Raw genomic sequence first — 22,007 nt, 5'->3', positions numbered from 1 at the left:
GCTGTTGTTATACATCGAAATGTCGAATGCGTTTCAGCGTTTGCTCTTTGCCAAGCACGATCATTACTTCGAAGATGCCTGGAGAAGAATTGGAGCCGGTAAGCACCGCCCGCAAGGGCTGTGCAACTTTTCCGAGTTTAAGATCAAGTTTTTCGGCAGTTGCACGAACACTTGCGTCAACGTTCTCTTCGGTCCAGCTTTCAAGCGCTTCAAGGCTGTTGGCCAGTTCTGCGAACAAACCTTCAGGTGCGCTATCAATCAGGGACTGGGCTTTCTCGTTAACGGACGTAATGCCATCTGTAACGTAGAAGGCCGAAGATTCGGCGAGCTCAATAAGTGTCTTGGCCCTTTCTTTAAGGCCTGCCATGCCATTGATCAAGATTTCTTTTTGCGCTGCATCAATTGCATCAATACCAGCAATGGCTGCAACCCGTTGGGAAATCTCGTCTACAAGCCGTTTGTCATCGGCCTGACGCAAGTAAATTCCGTTCAGGTTTGTTAGCTTTGCGAAGTCGAAACGCGACGCGCCCTTGCCAACATCCTTGACGTCAAACCACTCGATTGCCTGTTCCTGGCTGATGACCTCGTCGTCACCATGGCCCCAACCAAGGCGCAGCAGATAGTTGTTCAGCGCTTCGGGAAGGAAGCCCATCTCGTCGCGATAGGCATCAACACCCAGTGCACCGTGACGCTTGGACAGTTTTGCACCATCCGGGCCATGGATCAGCGGGATATGGGCAAAGGTCGGAACGTCCCAACCCATTGCGTCATAAAGCGCTTTCTGCCGGAAGGCATTGGTCAGGTGGTCGTCCCCGCGAATGACGTTGGTTACACCCATATCATGGTCATCAACAACAACCGAAAGCATATAGGTAGGGGTTCCGTCACCGCGCAGGATGACATAGTCGTCAAGCTGTTCGTTTGCGACGCGAACTTCGCCCTGAACCTGATCATCGATAACGACATCGCCTTCTTGCGGCGCCTTGAGACGAACCACCGGCTTGACGCCAGCAGGGGCCTCGGACGGATCGCGATCACGCCAGGTGCCGTCATATTTCATCGGGCGGCCTTCAGCACGGGCTTTCTCCCGCATGGCGGTCAGTTCTTCGGGCGAGCAATAGCAAAGATATGCCTTGCCGGCATCAAGTAATTGTTGGGCGACTTCTGCATGGCGGTCGCGACGGGCAAACTGGAAAGTCGGTTCTTCGTCAGCGGTCAGGCCAAGCCAGTTCAGGCCGTCAAAAATGGCCTCTACGGCCTCGGGCGTTGAACGTTCGCGGTCAGTGTCTTCGATGCGCAGCAAGAATTTGCCGCCGGTGTGTTTGGCATAAAGCCAGTTATACAGGGCGGTGCGTGCGCCGCCGATATGTAAAAACCCGGTCGGGGACGGGGCAAAACGGGTAACAACCGTCATTCAATCTATCCGTTATCTGGATGTTGTCGCTTGTCGTATGGACTTTTGGCGTGCAGGCTATAGCACAAATGACACGCTGTTGCACCACAGCCGATGTTAGATAGAAACAATGCTCAGGGCGGGCTATTGGACATTCGTCGTAATACTTTTATAAGAAGTATGAAAAAACAAAGGCTTGTGGGGGATTTCTCGCAAGTCATATTTGTTGTTACAAGCCAAAGAAATAAATGGTTTCTGTCATCGGTTCTCTTCTTTGGGTTGGGATGCGCGCTATATTTCTTGCTTCCTGCGCGCATTGCAGCATCAGAGATTGGCGTCGGAGTGATTCTTTCTGGCTGCGCATTCTGGATGACCCGGCGGATCGCGATTGTTGCTTTTACCCTGCAGTTGCAAACAAGCTTGATGGCGGGGTTCCTCACAAGTGCCATTCACACGGATATTGGTCCGCAAAATATTCTGACCAAGACGCTGTATGCGACCGAAATTACTGGGACTGTTATCAATATTGAACCGCGCGAAAATCGACTTCGGGTCACACTTGAACCATCTGCCATAACCGGACTGGCAGATGGGGAATTCGACTGGAAAGTCAGATTAAGTTTTCTGGGCGACAGCAAATTTTCCATCGGCGATCAGGTGCAGGTCAAGGCAAGGTTATTTCCGCTTCGCCCGCCAGCGGTTCCCGGTGATCCTGATTTCGCGCGCAACCTTTACTTTAGCGGGATCGGCGCAACCGGTTTTGCATTCGGACGACAGTTTCAGGTCTTGGATGAGGGTAAAAGTTATAAAAACAATGAATTATGGAACTTTATTGAGGAGGCACGTCAGTCTGTTTCTCAAACGATCAGCCACTATCTGAGTGCTCCCGAAGCCGGAATAGCCAAGGCACTTATCATTGGTGAACGGGGTGAAGTCACCCCCGATATAACCGAAGACTTACGGAAGTCGGGGCTTGCCCATCTTTTGGCGATTTCCGGACTGCATATGGGATTGTTGTGTGGAACGGTGTTTTTTCTGTTCCGGTTTTGCCTGGCTGCTATTCCGCGCATCGCATTGCGCTATCCGATAAAAAAATGGGCGGCGGTAGCTGCTGCCTTGTCAGGGCTGATTTATCTTGGATTGTCCGGGGCAACAGTGCCCACGCAACGCGCCTTTATCATGTTGCTGGTTGTCTGGATCGCCTTGTTGCTTGATCGCCGCGCCATTTCGTTACGCTTGGTCGGTGTTGCGGCTATTGTCGTTTTGATCTTGCGTCCCGATGCCGTTCTGGGAGCCAGCTTTCAGCTGTCCTTTGCTGCTGTTGGTGCGTTGGTGGCATTCTATGACGGGCCCGGCCGTCGATGGCTTGATCGTCAGGGTATGAGCCCCTGGTATGTCCGTATCGTGATCTATATCGCTGGATTGCTGGTCACCGGGATCATTGTTACAGCAGTGACGGCACCGATAATCGGGTTCCATTTCGGACGCATTTCGATGCTGGGGATTGTTGCCAACCTGATTGCCATCCCGGTGATGGCATTCTGGGTGATGCCGTTGATTGTTGCGACACTGATATTGATCCCGGTCGGGTTGGGCGGTGTAACGCTTGCCTTGATGAAACCCGGGCTCGCCGTCCTGATCAGGACGGCCTCCATCGTCGCCGATCAGGAATGGGGGCTTTGGTACGTTTCGGGGCTGAGCTTTATCGCAGTTTCCTGTTTGTTGCTGGCACTTTCCTGGGCGATGATCTGGCGTGACAGGGCCGCCATTATTCTGGGTGTCCCGCTTTTACTGATTGCTGTGTTTGCGCAATGGCAACATCAAAGCCCGAATATTCTGGTGTCAGGTGATCGTGAAAACTGGGCTGTCTTCGATCCGGATGACGGTGTCCTTCATATTCCCGACGGGCTTGGTGAGTTTCAAAAATCGGTCTGGATGAGCCGCTTCGGCATGCGACGTGAGGATGAAGACCGCTACGTCAAAACCTGTGAGACGGACCCGTGTCTGGTCGGGATTGGCGCGGACAGTGCCAAGACAAACATCATCATTGCAAGCAAGCTTCTCAACCCGTTTTATGCCTGTCGGAATGCCGAGATTGTCATCAGTCTGACAACAGACCTGCCAAGGCAAAGCTGTCAGGATGCCGGGGCGCAACACATGATCGATGACGATGTCTTGTGGTGGCAAGGTGGCGTGGCCTTAAGCGCAGGCAGCAAAGATAGCGATGAAATATCACTGCAAACAGTGCGCGCAACATCCGGACACTGGCCTTGGGTCATCGTCGCGCAAAAGGCGGGACGTGCAGCGCGATGAAACAGTTCTTCGAAGTTTAAAAAAAAACGCCCGGATGCATCGCACACCGGGCGGTTTTCAAAAGCTGTATGGCAATGGGCGGAGATCAGTATTGGCGCAGCAAGCCAACCAGACGTCCCTGAATGCGCACGCGGTCCGGTGACAGCGCACGGGTTTCATAGCGCGCATTGGCCGGTTCAAGCAGAACCTCACCGCGGCCACGTTTAAGACGCTTGAGCGTGGCTTCGCTGTCATCGACAAGGGCTACGACAATCGTGCCATCATGGGCCTGTTCACAACGCTGGATCAGCACCGTGTCGCCATCAAGAATACCGGCTTCGATCATGGAATCACCCGATACCTCAAGCGCATAGTGATCACCAGAACCCAGAAGGGCTGCCGGGACCTGCACCATGGTGCTTTGATCGCGCAGCGCCTCGATCGGGGTACCTGCGGCAATCCGACCATAAAGCGGTAGTGAAATGGCTTCTCCGGCCTCGGAAAATGCGGTTGGGACGGTTGCCGGACGGTGTGATGCCTTTCGCGCACTGGCAATGGATGTGACATTGTTTGGCGTTTCAGGTGCCTCGTCGTCACTGTTTTCCGGAAGCCGGATGACTTCCAGTGCACGGGCACGATGGGCGAGGCGACGGATAAAGCCGCGTTCCTCAAGCCCGGTGATCAGCCGATGAATGCCTGATTTGGATTTAAGGTTCAGGGCCTCTTTCATTTCATCGAAAGAGGGCGAGATACCGTGATCGCGAAGGTAATTGTCAATATAGACCAGCAACTCATATTGCTTGCGCGTCAGCATGATATTTCCCGAACCTGTAGCAAGAACAAAAAGGATACACAGATGTTCTACTTTAGTTCTTTTGCGCGGTCAAGCACCTGCGCATAAAAAGCACAGGACGGATGTCAGAAACGCGAAACAATGTCCTGAAACAGAAGGAAACCGGGGGAGCCCGATCAGTCGGCGATATAGGTGCCGGACTTTCCGCCTTCCTTGCGGGTGACACGAATATCGGTGATCTGCATCGCCTTATCGACCGCCTTGCACATATCAAAGACGGTCAGGGCCGCAACAGAGGCAGCTGTAAGCGCCTCCATCTCGACACCGGTCTTGCCGGTGGTCTTGCAGGTTGCCGTAATATCGACCCCGTCAACATCATCGGCCAGTTCAAGATCAACCGTGACCGAAGTCAGGGGCAGGGGATGGCACAGCGGGATCAGATCGGGAGTCTTTTTCGCCCCCATGATCCCGGCAAGCTGGGCAATGCCAAGAACATCGCCCTTTTTATGGCCGCGATCCGCAATCAGCTGTGCTGTTTGCGCAGACATCAGTACACGTGCCTTGGCAATGGCAATTCGGGTGGTATCGGCCTTGGCCGAGATATCGACCATGACGGCGTTACCACCTGCATCAATATGTGAAAGCTTGTCTGCCATTATTCTGTCTGTCGCCAATCAGGCCGCAAGGCCAAGAAGATTACGGGTTGCTGCGGTCACATCATCCTGACGCATCAGGCTTTCACCAATCAGGAAGCATTGCGCGCCGACCCTGGACATGCGTGCAAGGTCTTCCGGAGTAAACAAGCCGCTTTCAGCCACCAGCAAACGGTCGTTATCAACCATGCCAGCCAGTTCTTCGGTCGTGGTCAGCGAAATTTCCATGGTCTTGAGGTTGCGGTTATTAATCCCGACCAGTCGTGATTTCAGTTTCAGCGCGCGTTCAAGTTCCGGTGCATTGTGAACTTCGATCAGAACATCCATGCCAAGGCTGTGCGCGGCATCTTCAAGTTCAGCCGCCAAGCCATCGTCAAGGGCCGCCATGATCAAAAGGATACAATCAGCACCAAGTGCACGTGCTTCGGTGATCTGATAGGGATCAACCATGAAATCCTTGCGCAATGCCGGAAGGTCAACAGCCGCACGTGCCGCCACCAGATAGCTGTCATCGCCCTGGAAATAGGGAACGTCAGTCAGAACAGAAAGGCAGCTTGCCCCGCCAGCCTGATAGGCTCTTGCGAGTTCCGGCGGATTGAAATCCGGGCGGATCAGACCTTTGGACGGTGATGCTTTCTTGATTTCGGCGATCAGGCCGTAACGACCGTTCGCAACACTGGTTTCAAGGGCATTGATAAAGCCGCGCGGTGCTGACTGTGCCTTTGCTTCTGCTTCAAGCGTGCCAAGGGTTTTGCGCGCCTTGCAGGCTGCGACATGGTCACGTTTGTCGTCACAGATTTTTTGAAGAACGTCACTCACGCTGCGTTTCCTTCGTTGGTAATGGTAACAAGGCCCAGCAGCGTCTCTGCAGCCTTGCCACTGTCAATCGCATCGGACGCCTTTTTAATACCCTCGGCAAGATCGCTCGCAATCCCGGTAACCACAAGGGCCGCACCGGCATTCATCAGAACGATGTCGCGATAAGCGCCTTTTTTTGCCGCCAAAAGATCAGTAATAGCCTTGGCATTCACATCGGCATCCCCCCCCTTGAGATCCTCAAGAGTAGCCGTTTCAAAGCCGAAATCACCCGGTGAAATTTCAAAGGTCGTGACATTGCCGTTTTTGACTTCGGCAACAAAGGTCGGACCGGTGGTCGAGATTTCATCAAGTCCGCTATGGCCGTGAACGACCCAAGCATGTACCGATCCCAGACGGTTCAGCACATGGGCAACCGGTTCCACCCAGTCCTTGGCAAAAACGCCAAGGACCTGGCGTTTGGTCTTTGCCGGGTTGGCAAGCGGGCCAAGCAGGTTAAAGATCGTGCGGGTCCCCATTTCAACACGGGTCGGCATCACATGACGCATGGCCGAATGATGGCGGGTTGCCATCATAAAGCACAGGCCGATCTCGCGAAGCGCCTTTTCCAGAAGCTTCATATCCGCATCAAGATTAACGCCAAGCGCCATCAGGACATCGGCAGACCCCGATTTCGACGAAGCAGCACGGTTACCATGCTTGGCAACAACAGCACCAGCCGCCGCCGCAACAATGGCGGCACCAGTCGAAATATTGAAGGTGCCACTGCCATCTCCACCCGTCCCGCAGGTATCAACTGCATTGTCAGGCGCAACGATGCCGGTTGCCTTTTCACGCATGACGCGTGCTGCGCCGGTGATTTCGTCAACCGTTTCACCGCGAATACGCAAACCCATCAGGAAAGCCCCCATCTGGGACGGGGTTGCCTGACCCGACATCAGCACATTGAAAGCCTGTTCGGCCATGCTTTCGGTCAGTTTTTCACCATCTGCGACTTTGGCCAGAATTGGCTTCAGATCATTATCAGTCGACATTCGGGTTTCCTCGGTTTGCGGTCCGGTGCGTTTGTCAGGCGCCGGTATAGTCGATAAAATTCTTTAACAATGCGTGCCCATGTTCCGATGCAATGCTTTCGGGATGGAACTGAACGCCATGAATCTGATGGGTTTTATGACGGACACCCATGATCAGACCATCTTCGCTTTCGGCGGTGATTTCAAGACTGTCGGGCAAAGTTTCGCGTTCGATCACCAAAGAATGATAGCGCGTTGCCTCAAACGGGCTTGGAAGACCGGCAAAGACACTGGTACCGGAATGTTTCATCGCATCGGTCTTGCCATGCATGCAATGGGGCGCACGGACAACCTTGCCGCCAAATGCCTGACCAATTGATTGATGGCCAAGGCACACGCCAAGAAGCTTGACCTTGCCAGCCGCAGCCTTGATCAGATCAAGACAGATACCTGCACGTTCCGGGTCACAAGGACCGGGCGAAATCACGATGCCCTCGGGCTTCATGGCAAGGGCCGCATCCACGGTGATCTCATCGTTGCGGCGTACTTCAACCTCGGGGCCGAGTTCGCGCAAATAATGCCACAAATTGAATGTGAAGCTGTCGTAATTATCGATGAGTAGATACATCGGAAGAAGCGCCTGTGCACATTAAGGTCGGCAGAGAATAAACGCCCTTGCCGCTACGTCAAGCGGAAGCAGAGTAAGGGTTTTCTCCTATGGCAGGTTGTCCGGTGATGCGCAGGTCCGGTCTCTTAACGGGGCGCTAACCAGAACCGTTTTAAAAACATTAAAACAACTGCCGACGTGATCGGTCTATAATCACCATATGGGATGGAGCTGTATGCTATAATGTACAGCGCCTACGAGCGACCCACCAAACGATACTGGAGACCACAGCGTGGCACGCCGGGCAACGACCACCAAACGTAAAAAGGTGGCACCCAAGAAATCCAACCGCCAAAAGACTGCATCGAAAAAGAAATCGGGCGGTATCGGCCGTCTGATGCTGGGCGGTGCATTTGTTGCAGGTACTCTTTCTGCCATGATTGCCGTGGGCAGCATGCTTGAACTTGATCGCGCATCTGACGAATTCGGTCGGGCATCGGATCAACGCGCTCCTGATTACGCATTGGCCGAGCCGGAACAAAAACCGATGCTGCGCAAGGATTATCAGTTACCTGATAATCCGCCGCCCCCCATGCAGGGACGCACCGGTTATCTGATTGATGAAAATGGCCGCACCACCGCAAATCAGGGGCAGGGTGGACAGAACCTTTCGGATTTTGTCGGAACACCACAATCCAAACCCAAAGGCGACATTCTTCCGGGGGATAGTGGCAATGACGGACCCGCAATAACGGTCGGGCCGTCTGACAAGGATGCGCCCTGGCGTAAATTTGCGGCCCTGGCACCTGATGCCGGATCAAAGCCGGTCATTGCCATTGTCATCGATGATGCCGGGCTTGATCAGCCTCGCACGGCAAAAACCGTGGAACTTCCTGGGCCGATTACGATTTCCTATCTGCCCTATGCGCGCGATTTGCAGCCACAGGTCAATGCCGCACGCAAGGCCGGGCATGAGGTGATGTTACATATGCCAATGGAACCGTCATCGGCCACAGTTGATCCGGGACCACATGCGTTGTTGGCGACCTATGACCGACAGAAGATCGTCAACGAAATGAACTGGATGCTTGATCGCTTTGACGGATATGTCGGGGTGAACAACCATATGGGCAGCAAATTCACATCCGATCCGGAACGCATGCGGATTGTTATGGAAGTGATGAAGTCGCGTGGACTTCTGTTCCTTGATTCCCGCACCAGTGCTGCATCTGTCGGGTATTCGACGGCCAGCAAGTTCGGTGTTCCGGCAATTACGCGTGATGTCTTTATCGACGATGCCGACGATGCAGCCAAAATTGCCGATATGCTGGCCCGTACCGAACGTGTCGCCGCCAAACAGGGCTATGCCATTGCCATCGGTCATCCCCGTGATCTGACGATCAGTGCCTTGCGCAAGTGGATTCCGGAAATTGAAGCGCGCGGATTTGTTCTGGTGCCTGTGTCGGATATCTTGCGACGCTCGTCACGGAGTGTGACTGGATAAACCGATACCTGCTGTTCCAGGCTGATACAACAAGGGCCGCAGTGATACGCGGCCCTTTGTTTATTGTTTCAGGAGAAGCGATATGCTTCGCGGGCCGCGGCCATCAATGCACCTGCCTTGTTGCGGCATTCCTTGTCCTCCAGTTCCGGTTTGCTATCAACGACGATACCGGCACCGGCCTGAATGTGAATTTTCTCGTCCTTGATCACGGCTGTACGCAGGGCGATGCAGGTATCCATCGACCCATCAGCCGAGATATAGCCGATACACCCGGCATAGATCCCGCGACGCACCGATTCCAGTTCATCAATGATTTCCATCGCGCGTACTTTTGGTGCACCTGAAACCGTCCCGGCGGGGAAACCTGCCTTAAGGGCATCCATGGCATCGTATTTCTCGTCGATTTGCCCGACGACATTGGAAACGATATGCATGACATGGGAATAATATTCGATGGTCTCGCGGTCTGTGACACGAACCGTTCCAGGTTTTGAAACACGGCCAACATCATTACGACCGAGATCAAGCAACATCAGATGTTCGGAACGTTCCTTGGGATCATCCAGAAGGTCTTGCGCCATAACCTTGTCATCTTCGGGCGTTTTGCCACGACGGCGCGTTCCGGCGATCGGACGAATGGTGACCTCGCCATCGCGTAACCGGACCAGAATTTCCGGGCTGGCGCCAACAACCTGAAAACCGCCAATATCAAGATAGAACATGAAGGGCGACGGGTTGATCCGGCGAAGTGCGCGATAAAAGGCAAAGGGTGGCAATTGATAGGGCAGCGTATAGCGTTGCGACAGCACGACCTGGAAGATGTCACCGGCCTGGATATATTCCTTGGCCTTGTCGACCATTTCGTAAAAGCCAGCTTCATCTACGCTGACCTTCGGGTCGGGCAGGGTATCGGGCACGGATTTCGAGCGACGGTCGATAAACAGGTTGCGCTGGAACTGCATCACCACATCGTTAAGTCGCGCGCAGGCAAGATCATAGGCCGCATCGGCACTGATACCGTCTTGCGGGCGCACTGGTGTGACGACGGTTACCGTGTCCTCGATGGTATCGAAGCTTGCGGTTACGGTCGGGCGAATAAATATGCCGTCAGGCACGCCAAGTTCATCAATGTTGCTGTCAGGCAGCTTTTCCATCAGGCGGACGGTGTCATATCCCATATATCCAACAAGACCGGCACTCATCGGCGGCAGATTGTCGGGAAGCTCGATATAGCTTTCAGCAATCAGTTTCTTAAGGCTGTCGAGCGGGGCATCATCTTCATCGACAAAGGCATCCGCATCGGCCATGGCGCGACGGTTCAGATCCGCCTTGTTGCCAAAGCAACGCCAGATCAGATCGGGTTTCAAACCCAGAAATGAATATCGTCCGCGAACAGCTCCTCCTTCAACAGATTCAAGCAAGTAGGTGTTTGGCATACCTTCGGCAATCTTGAGGAACGCCGAAACCGGCGTATCAAGATCAGCCGTCAATGCGGTCCAGAGAACCTGCGAAACGCCCTTGTCATAGTTTTGCTTGAAGCTGTTGAAATCCGGTTTGATTTCCATGGTCTGTCCGATTGTTGGTCTTTATGTTGGCTCTTAATAAAAAGAAAAAGGGCGACCGGATCAATCGGTCGCCCTTTGTGCTTGTATCAGTTAGCTGCTGTCGGAGTAAAAAGCTCGTTGATGACGGTGTTATTCACCGTGACCGAGATTTCGTCTCGCAGATAGCCAAGATATTGCGAAAGAATATCTTCGTTGATTGCCGATTTTAGTTCGTTACTGACCATCGATGCATCTTCCGTCTGGGCATCTGCGACCTTGATATTATCAAGACGGACAATCAGGATGTCTTCCCCGGTCTGAATTGCTTTGGCCTTGCCATCTTCAAGAGTGAATAGGGCGGCAGCAACGGCAGGATTAACATTGTCGCCAAGACCCTGACCGGTACGTTTTGTCAGACCGCTTTCCATGACCTCTGCGCCATCTTCAGAGGCAACAGCGGCAAGATCCGCACCGTTTGAGTTGATGGTGTTGGCAAGCTCTTCTGCTTTGGCCAGCATCTGCTTCTGGCGTTCGTCAGCTTTCCATGCTGCAATGACATCGTCACGAACATCTTCGAACGGACGCAGGGCAGAGGGGGTGATGTTTTCGACGCGAACGACATAACGGGTACCGGTACCGGTTTCCTCAAGGAAGCTTTCTTCGCCGTTTTCAAGCTCGAAAATCTTCGCGTTGATTTCATCCGCACTGTCGATGTTTTCACCGGCAAGCCCCTCGCCGCGAACAACCCCGCTCAGCTTGTAGGTTTTTGCGCCAACGTCACGGGCTGCGTCCTCGATCGGGGTGCCTGCGCCAAGTTCCTCGTCAAACTTTGCCGCAAGGTCATAAATCGAGTCTTCTGCCTTGAACTGTTTGAGGCCGTCGACAATTGTGTCGCGTACTTCATCAAGGGACTGGGTGCTGCCCGGCGTAATTGACGTTACATGCAGGATATGCCAGCCAAGAGCCGTTTCAACCGGTTCGGAGTAACCGCCTTCGGGCAGGGCAAAGGTTGCAGCGCTCAGGTCTGGAAGAATGTCGTTGGCGGTGAATTCGCCAAGCTTGACCATCCCTTCATCCATGCCGGCTTCCTTGGCCGTCGCCATGAAGTCAGCCCCTTCCTGAAGCTTTTTATAGGCTTCGTGTGCAGACTGCTCGTCGCCCGGCGCAAACAGTATCTGTTCGACAACGCGTTTTTCCGGGGTCTGGAATTCTGCTTCACGCTGTTTATAGGAATCAGCGATTTCTTCTTCAGTCACCGAGATTGTCGGGATCAGGTCCGCGGCACTGAGTGTCGCCAGCGTCACATCACGGCTTTCCGGCGCAGTAAACTGTGCTGCATTATCTTCGTGGAATTTGCGAAGGGTCGGATCATCGGCAACCGCAATATCATCAAATTCCGCACCATTGAGGGCAAAGAATGAACCACTACGCTGTTCGTTGCGATAGGCAACAATCTGCTTTGCCATCATTTCCGGAACCGCCGCTGTGCCGGTCAGGCTGCCAACAACCTGCTGGCTCATCAGATCGCCACGAACACCTTCGATGAATTCCTGTTCGGTATAGCCTGCGGTGTAAAGCGCCTGCAGGAAACGATCACGGCTGAACTGGCCGGTGGTCGGGTCCTTGAAATTCTCAGACGCGAAGATGGTGTCGCGCACTTTATCGTCGCTGATACCGATTCCCATAACCTTGGCGTCTTCACGCAGCACTTTCTGAGATACGAGCGATTGCACCGTATTGTTCAGAAGACCCATCTGGATGGCCTGCTGCTGGTTGAAGTTCGGGCCGAATACATTCCGCATATTCTGCACGCTGCGCTGGAAGGCGCGGTCCAGTTCGACCGGGGTAACTTTCTGGCTGCCGATTTCGGCAACTTCACGCGACGTGCCAAGATTAAGCATCGATGCGTTCAGGCCCCAGATAACGAAGCTCAGTGCAATCACGCCAAAGATGATTTTGGCAAAGATTGATTTCGAAAATGTGCGAATGCCAGCAAGCATATGATAAGCCTAACAATTCGTGGTTTGGTGTCGATATAATGTATCGACAGGTTTTAATTATGATCGCCTTGGGACGCAAATCCCGACGAAATTGCCGGGCATCTTAATGGCGACAGGTAACAGCGGCAACAGGCGATTGCATAGAAGATCATAGCAATACCACACGAAATGCATGATCGCGTCATTTCCGGTACTTGGCCCGGTGCGGTGGACATGCTAAAAGCCGCTTCGAAATTGATCTTGTAACAGTTCGTAACCGGCGGGTTCGTCAATTATCGTTCTGTTATAAAACCAGAATGTCTGAAACTGACCAGCAAGAGGTATCCTCACATGACCCAACGCCGTCCCCTGATTGCCGGAAACTGGAAAATGAACTGTTTGCGTGCAGACGGTCTTGTGCTGGCGTCTGACCTGGCCGCAAAGGCGTCTGAAAAGGGTGCGCTTGGCTGTGATGTGCTTGTTTGCCCGCCTGCAACGCTTCTGTCCGAGGTGGTTGGTGTAACCAAGGATAGTGCAGTTGCCGTCGGTGGCCAGGATTGCCATGTGGCGACCTCAGGGGCGCATACCGGTGATATTGCTGCACCGATGCTTGCGGATATCGGTGCACGCTATGTTCTGGTTGGACATTCCGAACGCCGTGCGGATCATGGTGAAAGTTCGACCGATATTCGCTGCAAGGCAATTGCTGCGCATGATGCCGGTCTGGTTGCTGTAGTCTGTGTTGGTGAGACCGAACAGGAACGCGATCTTGGCGCGACGCTGTCGGTTGTGAACGGGCAGGTGGCTGTTTCTGTTCCGGATGGTGCGACCGCAAAGAATACTGTCATTGCCTATGAACCGGTCTGGGCGATCGGGACCGGCCGTACCGCCAGCGTTGAAGAAGTTGCCGAGGTCCACACCGCAATCCGCTCAGAACTTGTGAAGCGCTTTGAAGACGGTAACGAATTCCGGATTCTTTATGGTGGCTCAGTCAAGCCGTCCAATGCGGCGGAATTGCTGGCGCTCGAAGACGTCGACGGCGCGCTTGTCGGCGGGGCGAGCCTCAAGGTTGAAGATTTTTGGAAAATTATTGAAACTTGCGCCTAGCCAACAGCCATAAAACGCGTTAAATACGCATCAAATTTATGCCCGGTCCGGGCCAAACTGCGTTCGGATCGGAAGTTAGGACAAGAGTTTCGAGACCATGCAAACAGTCATTCTGGTAATCCACCTTCTTCTTGCGCTCGGCCTTATTGCCGTCATTCTCGTACAGCGCAGCGAGGGCGGTGGGCTTGGTATCGGCGGTAACAGCGGCGGCGGAGGCGGTGGCTTCGGCGTGATGAGTTCACGCGGCGCTGCGAACCTGCTGACCCGTACCACTGCGATTCTGGCAGGTGCATTCATGATCACCAGCATCATTCTTGCACTGCAGTCCAACAGCCATACCCGGCCAGCTTCCATTCTGGAACAGGCACCGGCTTCGGCCCCGGCGGTTACTGAACCCGCTGAGGATACCGGGCCCGCGGCTCCGACCCGCTAAACAAATTAACCGACGACACGAGGCGGCAAACTTGCCGCCTCAATTTTTGATTGTTGTATTCCCCGGTTCGTGATGCACTAAATGGCATTGAACCGAGGCTTTGTGCTTTGAGATGAGGCAAAGAAATGACTCGTTATATCTTTATTACCGGTGGCGTTGTTTCTTCGTTGGGCAAAGGCCTGGCTTCCGCTGCTTTGGGTGCTTCGTTACAGGCACGTGGCTTCACAGTTCGTCTGCGCAAGCTTGATCCGTATATCAACGTCGATCCGGGCACCATGAGCCCGTACCAGCATGGCGAGTGCTATGTGACCGAAGACGGTGCGGAAACCGACCTTGACCTTGGTCACTATGAACGTTTCACCGGTGTGTCTTCGCGCCGTTCAGACAACGTGACGACTGGCCGTATCTATTCCAACGTGATTGCACGTGAACGCCGTGGTGATTATCTGGGCGGGACCGTTCAGGTCATTCCGCACATCACCGATGCCATCAAGGAATTCGTTCAGTCTGATGCGACCGAGGACTTTGTCCTGGTCGAGATCGGCGGCACGGTTGGCGATATTGAAAGCTTGCCGTTCCTCGAGGCGATCCGTCAGATGGGCAACGAGCTTGGCGATGGCCGTACGCTCTTCATGCATCTGACCCTGGTGCCTTACATCTCGACCGCAGGTGAGCTGAAAACCAAACCGACCCAGCATTCCGTCAAGGAACTGCAGAGCGTCGGTATTCAGCCGGATATTCTGCTTTGCCGTTGTGATCGTGAAATTCCGATCAATGAACGCCGCAAGATCGCACGTTTCTGTAACGTGCGCGAAGCAGCCGTCATTCCGGCATATGATGTCGACAATATCTATCAGGTGCCGATCAGCTATCACCAGTATGGTCTTGATAGCGAAGTTCTGCACCATTTCGGTCTGCAGGCGCAGGACCCGGATCTTGCTCCGTGGGAAAACATCTGCAACACCATCCGCAACCCGGAAGGTGAGGTCACGATTGGTATCGTCGGTAAATATATCCAGCTTCCTGATGCCTACAAATCCCTGACCGAAGCCCTGACCCATGGCGGTATCGCCAACAAGGTACGCGTTAATATTGAATGGATTGCGTCAGACGCCCTTGAAAAAGATGGCAACGTCAACGAAATCCTGTCGAAACTTGATGCGATCATGGTGCCGGGCGGTTTCGGCGAACGTGGCGCAGAAGGCAAGATTGCTGCTGCACGCTATGCCCGTGAAAACAAGGTTCCGTATTTCGGCATTTGCTTTGGTATGCAGATGGCCGTTCTTGAAGCAGCCCGCAACCTTGCTGGCCTGAAAGACGCATCCTCGTCCGAATTCGGTCCGACCAAAACACCGCTTGTCGGTCTGATGACCGAATGGGCAAAGGATGGTGGTTCGGTTGAGCGCCGTACTGGCGAAGACGATATGGGCGGTACCATGCGTCTTGGAAATTACGAGTGCAAACTGGTCGAAGGCACCCATGCACGCGACATCTATGGCAGTGCTACTGTTCTTGAACGTCACCGCCATCGTTATGAAGTTAACGTAAACTTCATGTCGCAGCTTGAGGAAAAAGGTCTTAAATTCTCGGGTCTGTCACCGGACGGGCGTTTGCCGGAAATCGTTGAATACCCGGATCATCCGTGGTTCATCGGTGTTCAGTTCCACCCGGAACTTCGTTCGCGTCCGCTTGATCCGCATCCGCTGTTCGTGTCTTACATCAAGGCCGCCAAAGAGCGCAGCCGTCTGGTGTAATCGACACGCAGTCTGACTGCGAGAAGGGTCCCTTGCTGTAGGCTTGAATGGCCGAATGCTTGAATGAAAGTCATTGCAATGACCGAAATTAAAACTGTCAAAGTTGGCAATATCGAAATCGCCAATGACAAGCCCTTTGCCGTATTGGCAGGGCCATGTGCGATCGAAAGCCGTCAACATGCTCTGGAAATGTCGGCAGCCCTGAAGGAACTTTCCGAAGGGCTTGGTATCGGTCTGGTTTACAAAAGCTCGTTTGACAAGGCCAATCGGACCAGCACCACGTCAAAACGCGGTGTGGGTCTGTCCGAAGGTCTCGACATTCTGGCTGAAGTCAAATCGGTTACCGGTCTTCCGATTGTAACTGACGTGCATTTGCCAGATCAGTGTGCCGCTGTTGCCGAGGTTGCAGACATTCTTCAGATCCCGGCATTCCTGTGCCGTCAGGCTGATCTGTTGCAGGCAGCTGGCAAGACCGGTCGTGCGGTTAATGTCAAAAAGGGCCAGTTCCTGGCACCTTGGGACATGGTCAATGTGGCCAACAACCTTGCTGCGACCGGCAATGAAAATATTATGCTCTGTGATCGTGGAACCAGCTTTGGCTATAACACGCTCGTCACGGACTTCCGCGGACTTCCCACCATGGCCCGTCTGGGCTATCCGGTTGTCTTCGATGCAACCCATTCGGTCCAGCAGCCAGGCGGACAGGGCACCTCGTCAGGTGGCCAGCGCGAATTTGCGCCTGTTCTGGCCCGCGCAGCCGTATCGGTTGGCATCGCAGCACTGTTTATCGAAACCCACGATAATCCGGCAACGGCCATTTCCGATGGCCCGAACCAAATCCCGTTGAACAAATTACCCGAAGTTCTTTCGGTTTTGATGGAATTGGACAAAGTGGCAAAAGCCAATCCGGTTCGTCTGGATATGTTCGACGCATGATTTTCAAATGCCGCCAGTCATTCATTGGCGGCATTCTTTTTTGCTGTAACCTGCATGCCGAACAAACGGCATGGTTCCTACCAGTGAGGAGAACGTTTCTGTCATGACCGCTATTATCGATATTCGCGGCCGCGAAATCCTTGACAGCCGTGGTAACCCGACGGTCGAAGTTGATGTAACTCTGGAAAATGGCGCCTTTGGTCGTGCTGCCGTTCCGTCGGGTGCATCTACCGGTGCGCACGAAGCCGTTGAGCTTCGTGACAAAGAAGACCGTTATCTCGGCAAAGGTGTGACCAAGGCTGTTGCCGCGGTCAATGGTGAGATTTTCGAAGCACTTGTCGGCATGGATGCCGAAGATCAGGTTGCTGTCGACAATGTCATGATCGAACTCGACGGAACGGCCAACAAGTCCCGTCTGGGTGCCAACGCCATTCTTGGTGTTTCGCTTGCAACTGCCAAGGCTGCTGCCGAAGACGCAGGTCTTCCGCTTTACCGCTATGTTGGTGGTGCCTTTGCCCGTACGCTTCCGGTTCCGATGATGAACATCATCAATGGTGGCGAGCATGCAGACAACCCGATCGATGTTCAGGAATTCATGATCATGCCGGTGTCGGCTGAGACCGGTTCCGATGCGATCCGTATGGGGGCGGAAATCTTCCATAACCTGAAAAAGGCCCTGTCGGCTGATGGTTTGAACACCAACGTTGGTGACGAAGGCGGCTTTGCTCCGAATATTGCATCGACCGAAGCTGCTATCAGCTACGTCATGAAATCGATCGAGGCTGCCGGTTACCGTCCGGAAGAAGACGTCGTTCTGGCACTTGATGCGGCATCGACCGAATTCTACAAAGACGGAAAGTATGTTCTGGCAGGCGAGGGCAAGACCCTTGATTCCAGCGGTATGGTCAAATACTGGGCCGATCTTGTTGGCAAATACCCGATCTTCTCCATCGAAGACGGTATGGCTGAAGATGACTGGGATGGTTGGGCTGAACTGACTGCCGCGATTGGCACCAAGACCCAGCTTGTTGGTGATGACCTGTTCGTGACCAACCCGAAACGTCTTGCTGATGGTATCAAAAAGGGTGTGGCAAACTCGATCCTGGTCAAGGTTAACCAGATCGGTACGCTGTCCGAGACCCTTGAGGCTGTCGAAATGGCACATCGTGCCGGTTACACCGCAGTCATGTCGCACCGTTCGGGCGAAACCGAAGATTCGACCATTGCCGACCTTGCTGTTGCAACCAACTGTGGTCAGATCAAAACTGGTTCGCTGTCGCGTTCCGACCGTATGGCAAAATACAACCAGCTGATCCGCATCGAAGAGATGCTTGGTGCTGGCGCCTACTATCCGGGTCGTACGATCCTGAAGTAATCCGGTCTGACGGTTTGCTATCAAACGGGGTGCATTGCATAGACAGTGCACCCCTCTTTTTTTGGATTAATCGGGTCGGTTGTGAGGCGAAGACAGGCCGCGAAACCATGAATCAGGATTATCTGATTAACCGTAAATCAACGCCCTTGTGGTGTTGGTTTAATTCTATTTTTACCAATCTCTGCGCTACTGAATGGGTAATTTTGGCGGCCCTGCAGCTTTGTTGTTCTGTAAGTCACAGAAAACAAAAGGAAATAACGTATGTTATTTTTATGTTGTTGGGGCGGAATGATTCTGAACGTCGCCAAAGCCGCAATTTCGCGCAAAGGGCAAGGGTAAATGTCGTCAAGTTCGCCGGTTTTTCGCCGCCTGAAACAGGCCGTCGCACCGGTAATCGCATTTACAGTGATGGCATATTTCATCTTCCACAGTGTGGAAGGTGAGCGTGGTCTGCTGACCTATTGGTCAATGCAGGACCGTGTTACCGAAATTGCCAAAGTTCTCGACGAAACCACAGAACGTCGCAAGGATCTTGAGCGGCATGTCGTATCATTGCGGGCAAGCCATCTTGATCCGGACCTGCTTGATGAACGTGCACGTGCAATGCTTAACGCCGCCCATCCCGATGATGTGATTATTTTCCATCATGATGGCTATCAGGGGATGGCAACAATCACTGCTGCCCATACCGACTGAACGGACTCTGATTGCGTTTTATAACGTCTCAGGGAATCCGGATATCTGATTCCTCCCTTGAAATGCTCAGAATGGCGGCCTGATTTGTCGTCATTGATGATTTCTGGTGAAATTCTTGGTTGTGAATTTCGGTCAGTAATGTGCGTCTTGCGCTAAGGTGTTGTTTAAACTGACTTCTGGTTTATTGACGTGGATATGCCGGGTTTGGTTGATTGCGTTGATAATGAATGCCTTCTTTGGGTTGCATTCCGGCAAGAACGGCTATGCGGTATTATCGTCATAAAAGCATAGCATTTGTGACACAGGGGAATGAACGAAAATGAACGCATCCTTCCAAGTCGCTGAAAACGCTGCATCTCCACATATTTGCCAAATAGCGTGAATTAACTGATATTAGGTTTATTTGTGATTGTGCGTTGCAAAACAACAGTTTACTCGCAGTTTGATTACTTGCCCTTGGAGGTCGTTTTAGGTAGTCATTTCGGTGGTCCAGTACCGAATTAAGCGCTCATACATGATGCTTAAGCGATAGCCATCCACCGGGAGGAAACATGGCGACCACGAAACGCAAACGCGCCACTACGCGCGCCGACAATCAGGCGAGCAGTGACGATCTCCTCAAATATTACCGTGAAATGCTGCTGATCCGCCGCTTTGAAGAAAAAGCCGGTCAGCTGTACGGCATGGGTCTTATTGGTGGCTTTTGCCACCTGTATATCGGGCAGGAAGCAGTCGTTGTCGGCATGCAGTCTGCGATTACCGGCGACGACGGTGTGATCACCAGTTACCGTGACCATGGCCACATGCTGGCCTGTGGCATGGATGCCGGTGGTGTTATGGCCGAGCTGACGGGCCGCGAAGGCGGTTATTCCCGCGGCAAGGGCGGCTCCATGCACATGTTCTCCAAGGAAAAGAACTTCTATGGCGGCCACGGCATCGTTGGCGGTCAGGTTCCGCTTGGTACCGGTATCGCCTTCAATTACAAATATCGCGGTGAAAACCGTGTTTGTCTGACCTATCTTGGTGACGGTGCCGTTAACCAGGGGCAGGTCTATGAAGCATTCAACATGGCCGCTCTCTGGCAGCTTCCGGTGATCTATTGCATCGAGAACAACCAGTACGCCATGGGCACATCGACCCAGCGTCATTCGTCCAGTCCCGACCTTTATCAGCGCGGCGTTGCCTATGGCATTCCGGGTGAACAGGTTGATGGCATGGATGTTCTGGCCGTCAAGGAAGCTGGCGAACGTGCCGTTGCGCATTGCCGCGAAGGCAAAGGTCCTTACATTCTTGAGCTGAAAACGTACCGTTATCGTGGTCACTCGATGTCGGATCCTGCGAAATATCGCACCAAGGACGAACTCGACAAGATGCGCAAGGAACACGACCCGATCGATATGGTCAAAAAGCTTCTGATTGATGGCAACATCATCGATGAGGCAGGCCTGAAGGATATCGACAAGGAAGTGAAAGCCGAAGTCGCAAAAGCGGCCGAATTCGCGCAGAACAGCCCGGAACCGGATGTTTCTGAACTGTTCACCGATATTCTGATCGACGCGTGATCGCGACTTTTCGCGAACCGCTTTTGACCGATATTTCCCGGGAGAGAGGGAACAATGCCGATTGAAGTTTTGATGCCGGCCCTGTCGCCGACCATGACCGAAGGCACGCTTGCCAAATGGAACGTCAAGGAAGGCGACACGATCGCATCCGGTGACGTCATCGCAGAAATCGAAACCGACAAAGCAACGATGGAAGTCGAAGCTGTCGATGAAGGTACTGTGGGCAAGATCGTTATCGCCGAAGGTACCGAAAATGTCGCAGTGAATGCAGTCATCGCCTATATCCTCGAAGAGGGCGAAGACGCATCTGCACTTGATAACGTTTCAGCATCACCTGCCGCTGCTGCACCGGCTGCGGAAGAAGCACCTGCTGCCCCGGCTGCAGAATCCGCTCCTGCCGCAAGTACGGCAAGTGCCGCACCGGTTGCTGCAAGTGGTGCAATTGAACGTTCTGACGCTGAACCGCGTGCCATGAGCGTGATGAACGCGACCCAGGACGAAAAAACCTATACCAAGTTCAAAACCCAGACCGTGCGTGAAGCCCTGCGTGATGCAATGGCCGAAGAAATGCGCGGTGACGAAAACGTCTTCGTCATGGGCGAGGAAGTTGCGCAGTATCAGGGTGCCTACAAGGTTACCCAGGGCCTGCTTGATGAGTTCGGTGACAAGCGTGTCGTCGATACCCCGATCACCGAGATCGGTTTCACCGGTATGGCAACGGGTGCGGCCTTTATGGGCCTTAAGCCGATTGTTGAATTCATGACGTTCAACTTCGCCATGCAGGCAATCGACCATATCATCAACTCTGCGGCCAAGACGCTTTACATGTCCGGTGGCCAGCTGGGTTGCCCGATTGTCTTTCGTGGTCCGAACGGTGCAGCTGCCCGCGTTGGCGCACAGCATTCGCAGTGCTATGCATCCTGGTATGCACATTGCCCGGGCCTCAAGGTCATTGCACCGTGGTCGGCTGCAGACGCCAAAGGCCTTCTGAAGGCTGCGATCCGCGATCCGAACCCGATTGTCTTCCTTGAAAACGAAATCATGTACGGTCAGAGCTTCGAAGTTCCTGATGACGAAGATTTCGTCCTGCCGATCGGTCAGGCCAAGATCGAACGCGAAGGGACCGATGTCACCATCGTTGCTTTCTCGATCATGGTGGGCAAGGCGCTCAAGGCTGCTGAAAAGCTGGCAGAGCAGGGGATCTCGGCTGAGGTCATCAACCTGCGCACCATTCGTCCGCTCGATGTGAACACCATCATTCGCTCGGTAATGAAGACCAATCGTCTTGTTACCTGTGAAGAAGGCTGGCACTTCGCCGGTATCGGTGCGGAAATCGCATCTGTGGTCATGGAGCATGCCTTTGACTATCTCGATGCACCGGTTGCCCGCGTGACCGGCGAAGATGTTCCGATGCCGTATGCTGCAAATCTCGAAGTGCTTGCACTTCCGCAAGAGCAGCACATCGTCGATGCGGCCAAGGCCGTTTGCTATCGCTAAGTGATACGGACAGGGGCAGGCGCCGTTTAACAGCGCGCCGCCCCGTTACCGGG

18 protein-coding genes are annotated in these 22,007 nt (G+C 53.5%); 10 read left to right on the top strand and 8 right to left on the bottom strand.

Annotated elements, in window-relative coordinates; translation table 11 throughout:
* Nucleotides 1-7: 7 nt before the first annotated feature.
* Nucleotides 8-1,414 carry a glutamate--tRNA ligase gene (gene gltX / locus ACTU44_RS13895; protein ID WP_462095699.1) on the bottom strand — a complete coding sequence of 469 codons (1,407 nt, stop codon included), beginning with the start codon at nucleotides 1,412-1,414 and terminating at the stop codon, nucleotides 8-10.
* 159 nt (nucleotides 1,415-1,573) lie between these two features.
* Here gltX and ACTU44_RS13890 point away from each other — a divergent pair, with 159 nt between their 5' ends.
* Nucleotides 1,574-3,706 carry a ComEC/Rec2 family competence protein gene (locus ACTU44_RS13890; RefSeq protein WP_462095698.1) on the top strand — a complete coding sequence of 711 codons (2,133 nt, stop codon included), beginning with the start codon at nucleotides 1,574-1,576 and terminating at the stop codon, nucleotides 3,704-3,706.
* A gap of 85 nt (nucleotides 3,707-3,791) precedes the next feature.
* On the opposite strand, the gene lexA is transcribed toward ACTU44_RS13890, so the two are convergent.
* The 5 genes from lexA to ACTU44_RS13865 form a co-directional block, all read right to left on the bottom strand.
* Nucleotides 3,792-4,499, bottom strand: a complete 708-nt coding sequence (lexA, locus tag ACTU44_RS13885) for a transcriptional repressor LexA (protein ID WP_114097385.1) — start codon at nucleotides 4,497-4,499, stop codon at nucleotides 3,792-3,794.
* Between the two features lie 155 nt (nucleotides 4,500-4,654).
* A complete protein-coding gene (gene moaC / locus ACTU44_RS13880; RefSeq protein WP_114097386.1) occupies nucleotides 4,655-5,134 on the bottom strand; it encodes a cyclic pyranopterin monophosphate synthase MoaC in 480 nt (159 codons plus the stop codon).
* An 18-nt stretch (nucleotides 5,135-5,152) separates the two neighbouring features.
* Nucleotides 5,153-5,950 (bottom strand): indole-3-glycerol phosphate synthase TrpC, encoded by a 798-nt coding sequence (gene trpC / locus ACTU44_RS13875; RefSeq protein ID WP_462095697.1) that lies wholly within the window; start codon nucleotides 5,948-5,950, stop codon nucleotides 5,153-5,155.
* Nucleotides 5,947-6,981: an anthranilate phosphoribosyltransferase gene (gene trpD / locus ACTU44_RS13870; RefSeq protein ID WP_462095696.1), complete on the bottom strand. Its 1,035-nt coding sequence runs from the start codon at nucleotides 6,979-6,981 to the stop codon at nucleotides 5,947-5,949. The genes trpC and trpD overlap by 4 nt, the downstream gene beginning before the upstream one ends.
* A gap of 34 nt (nucleotides 6,982-7,015) precedes the next feature.
* The gene (locus ACTU44_RS13865) at nucleotides 7,016-7,588 is read right to left on the bottom strand and encodes an anthranilate synthase component II (RefSeq protein WP_462095695.1); all 573 of its coding nucleotides are present in this window, start codon (nucleotides 7,586-7,588) and stop codon (nucleotides 7,016-7,018) included.
* Between the two features lie 271 nt (nucleotides 7,589-7,859).
* Between ACTU44_RS13865 and ACTU44_RS13860 the strand changes: the two genes are divergently transcribed.
* Nucleotides 7,860-9,071 carry a divergent polysaccharide deacetylase family protein gene (locus ACTU44_RS13860; RefSeq protein ID WP_462095694.1) on the top strand — a complete coding sequence of 404 codons (1,212 nt, stop codon included), beginning with the start codon at nucleotides 7,860-7,862 and terminating at the stop codon, nucleotides 9,069-9,071.
* A gap of 68 nt (nucleotides 9,072-9,139) precedes the next feature.
* Here the strand turns inward: ACTU44_RS13860 and trpE are convergent, their stop codons facing one another.
* Together trpE and ACTU44_RS13850 are read right to left on the bottom strand one after the other, a co-directional pair.
* On the bottom strand, nucleotides 9,140-10,636 hold the full coding sequence (gene trpE, locus ACTU44_RS13855) for an anthranilate synthase component I (protein ID WP_462095693.1): 1,497 nt from the start codon (nucleotides 10,634-10,636) through the stop codon (nucleotides 9,140-9,142).
* 86 nt (nucleotides 10,637-10,722) lie between these two features.
* Nucleotides 10,723-12,615, bottom strand: coding sequence for a peptidyl-prolyl cis-trans isomerase (locus ACTU44_RS13850; protein ID WP_462095692.1), 1,893 nt, complete (start codon nucleotides 12,613-12,615; stop codon nucleotides 10,723-10,725).
* 330 nt (nucleotides 12,616-12,945) lie between these two features.
* On the opposite strand from ACTU44_RS13850, the gene tpiA reads away from it, so the two are divergent.
* The 8 genes from tpiA (at nucleotide 12,946) to ACTU44_RS13810 (ending at nucleotide 21,954) form a co-directional block, all read left to right on the top strand.
* Complete coding sequence (gene tpiA / locus ACTU44_RS13845) at nucleotides 12,946-13,701, top strand: triose-phosphate isomerase (protein WP_336081179.1); 756 nt, start codon at nucleotides 12,946-12,948, stop codon at nucleotides 13,699-13,701.
* Between the two features lie 97 nt (nucleotides 13,702-13,798).
* Entirely contained in the window at nucleotides 13,799-14,134 is a 336-nt protein-coding gene (secG, locus tag ACTU44_RS13840; protein ID WP_114097394.1) for a preprotein translocase subunit SecG, read from the top strand.
* A 125-nt stretch (nucleotides 14,135-14,259) separates the two neighbouring features.
* Complete coding sequence (locus tag ACTU44_RS13835) at nucleotides 14,260-15,888, top strand: CTP synthase (RefSeq protein ID WP_114097395.1); 1,629 nt, start codon at nucleotides 14,260-14,262, stop codon at nucleotides 15,886-15,888.
* Between the two features lie 78 nt (nucleotides 15,889-15,966).
* Nucleotides 15,967-16,824: a 3-deoxy-8-phosphooctulonate synthase gene (gene kdsA / locus ACTU44_RS13830; RefSeq protein WP_114097526.1), complete on the top strand. Its 858-nt coding sequence runs from the start codon at nucleotides 15,967-15,969 to the stop codon at nucleotides 16,822-16,824.
* A 103-nt stretch (nucleotides 16,825-16,927) separates the two neighbouring features.
* Entirely contained in the window at nucleotides 16,928-18,199 is a 1,272-nt protein-coding gene (eno, locus tag ACTU44_RS13825) for a phosphopyruvate hydratase (RefSeq protein ID WP_462095691.1), read from the top strand.
* 339 nt (nucleotides 18,200-18,538) lie between these two features.
* Nucleotides 18,539-18,895, top strand: coding sequence for an FtsB family cell division protein (locus ACTU44_RS13820; RefSeq protein WP_114097397.1), 357 nt, complete (start codon nucleotides 18,539-18,541; stop codon nucleotides 18,893-18,895).
* 551 nt (nucleotides 18,896-19,446) lie between these two features.
* Nucleotides 19,447-20,457, top strand: a complete 1,011-nt coding sequence (gene pdhA, locus ACTU44_RS13815) for a pyruvate dehydrogenase (acetyl-transferring) E1 component subunit alpha (RefSeq protein WP_114097398.1) — start codon at nucleotides 19,447-19,449, stop codon at nucleotides 20,455-20,457.
* A 54-nt stretch (nucleotides 20,458-20,511) separates the two neighbouring features.
* Nucleotides 20,512-21,954, top strand: a complete 1,443-nt coding sequence (locus ACTU44_RS13810; protein WP_462095690.1) for a pyruvate dehydrogenase complex E1 component subunit beta — start codon at nucleotides 20,512-20,514, stop codon at nucleotides 21,952-21,954.
* The last annotated feature ends 53 nt before the right edge of the window (nucleotides 21,955-22,007 follow it).

The organism is Thalassospira sp. SM2505 (genome assembly GCF_054901115.1).
This window is presented reverse-complemented; position numbering and strand designations above follow the sequence as displayed.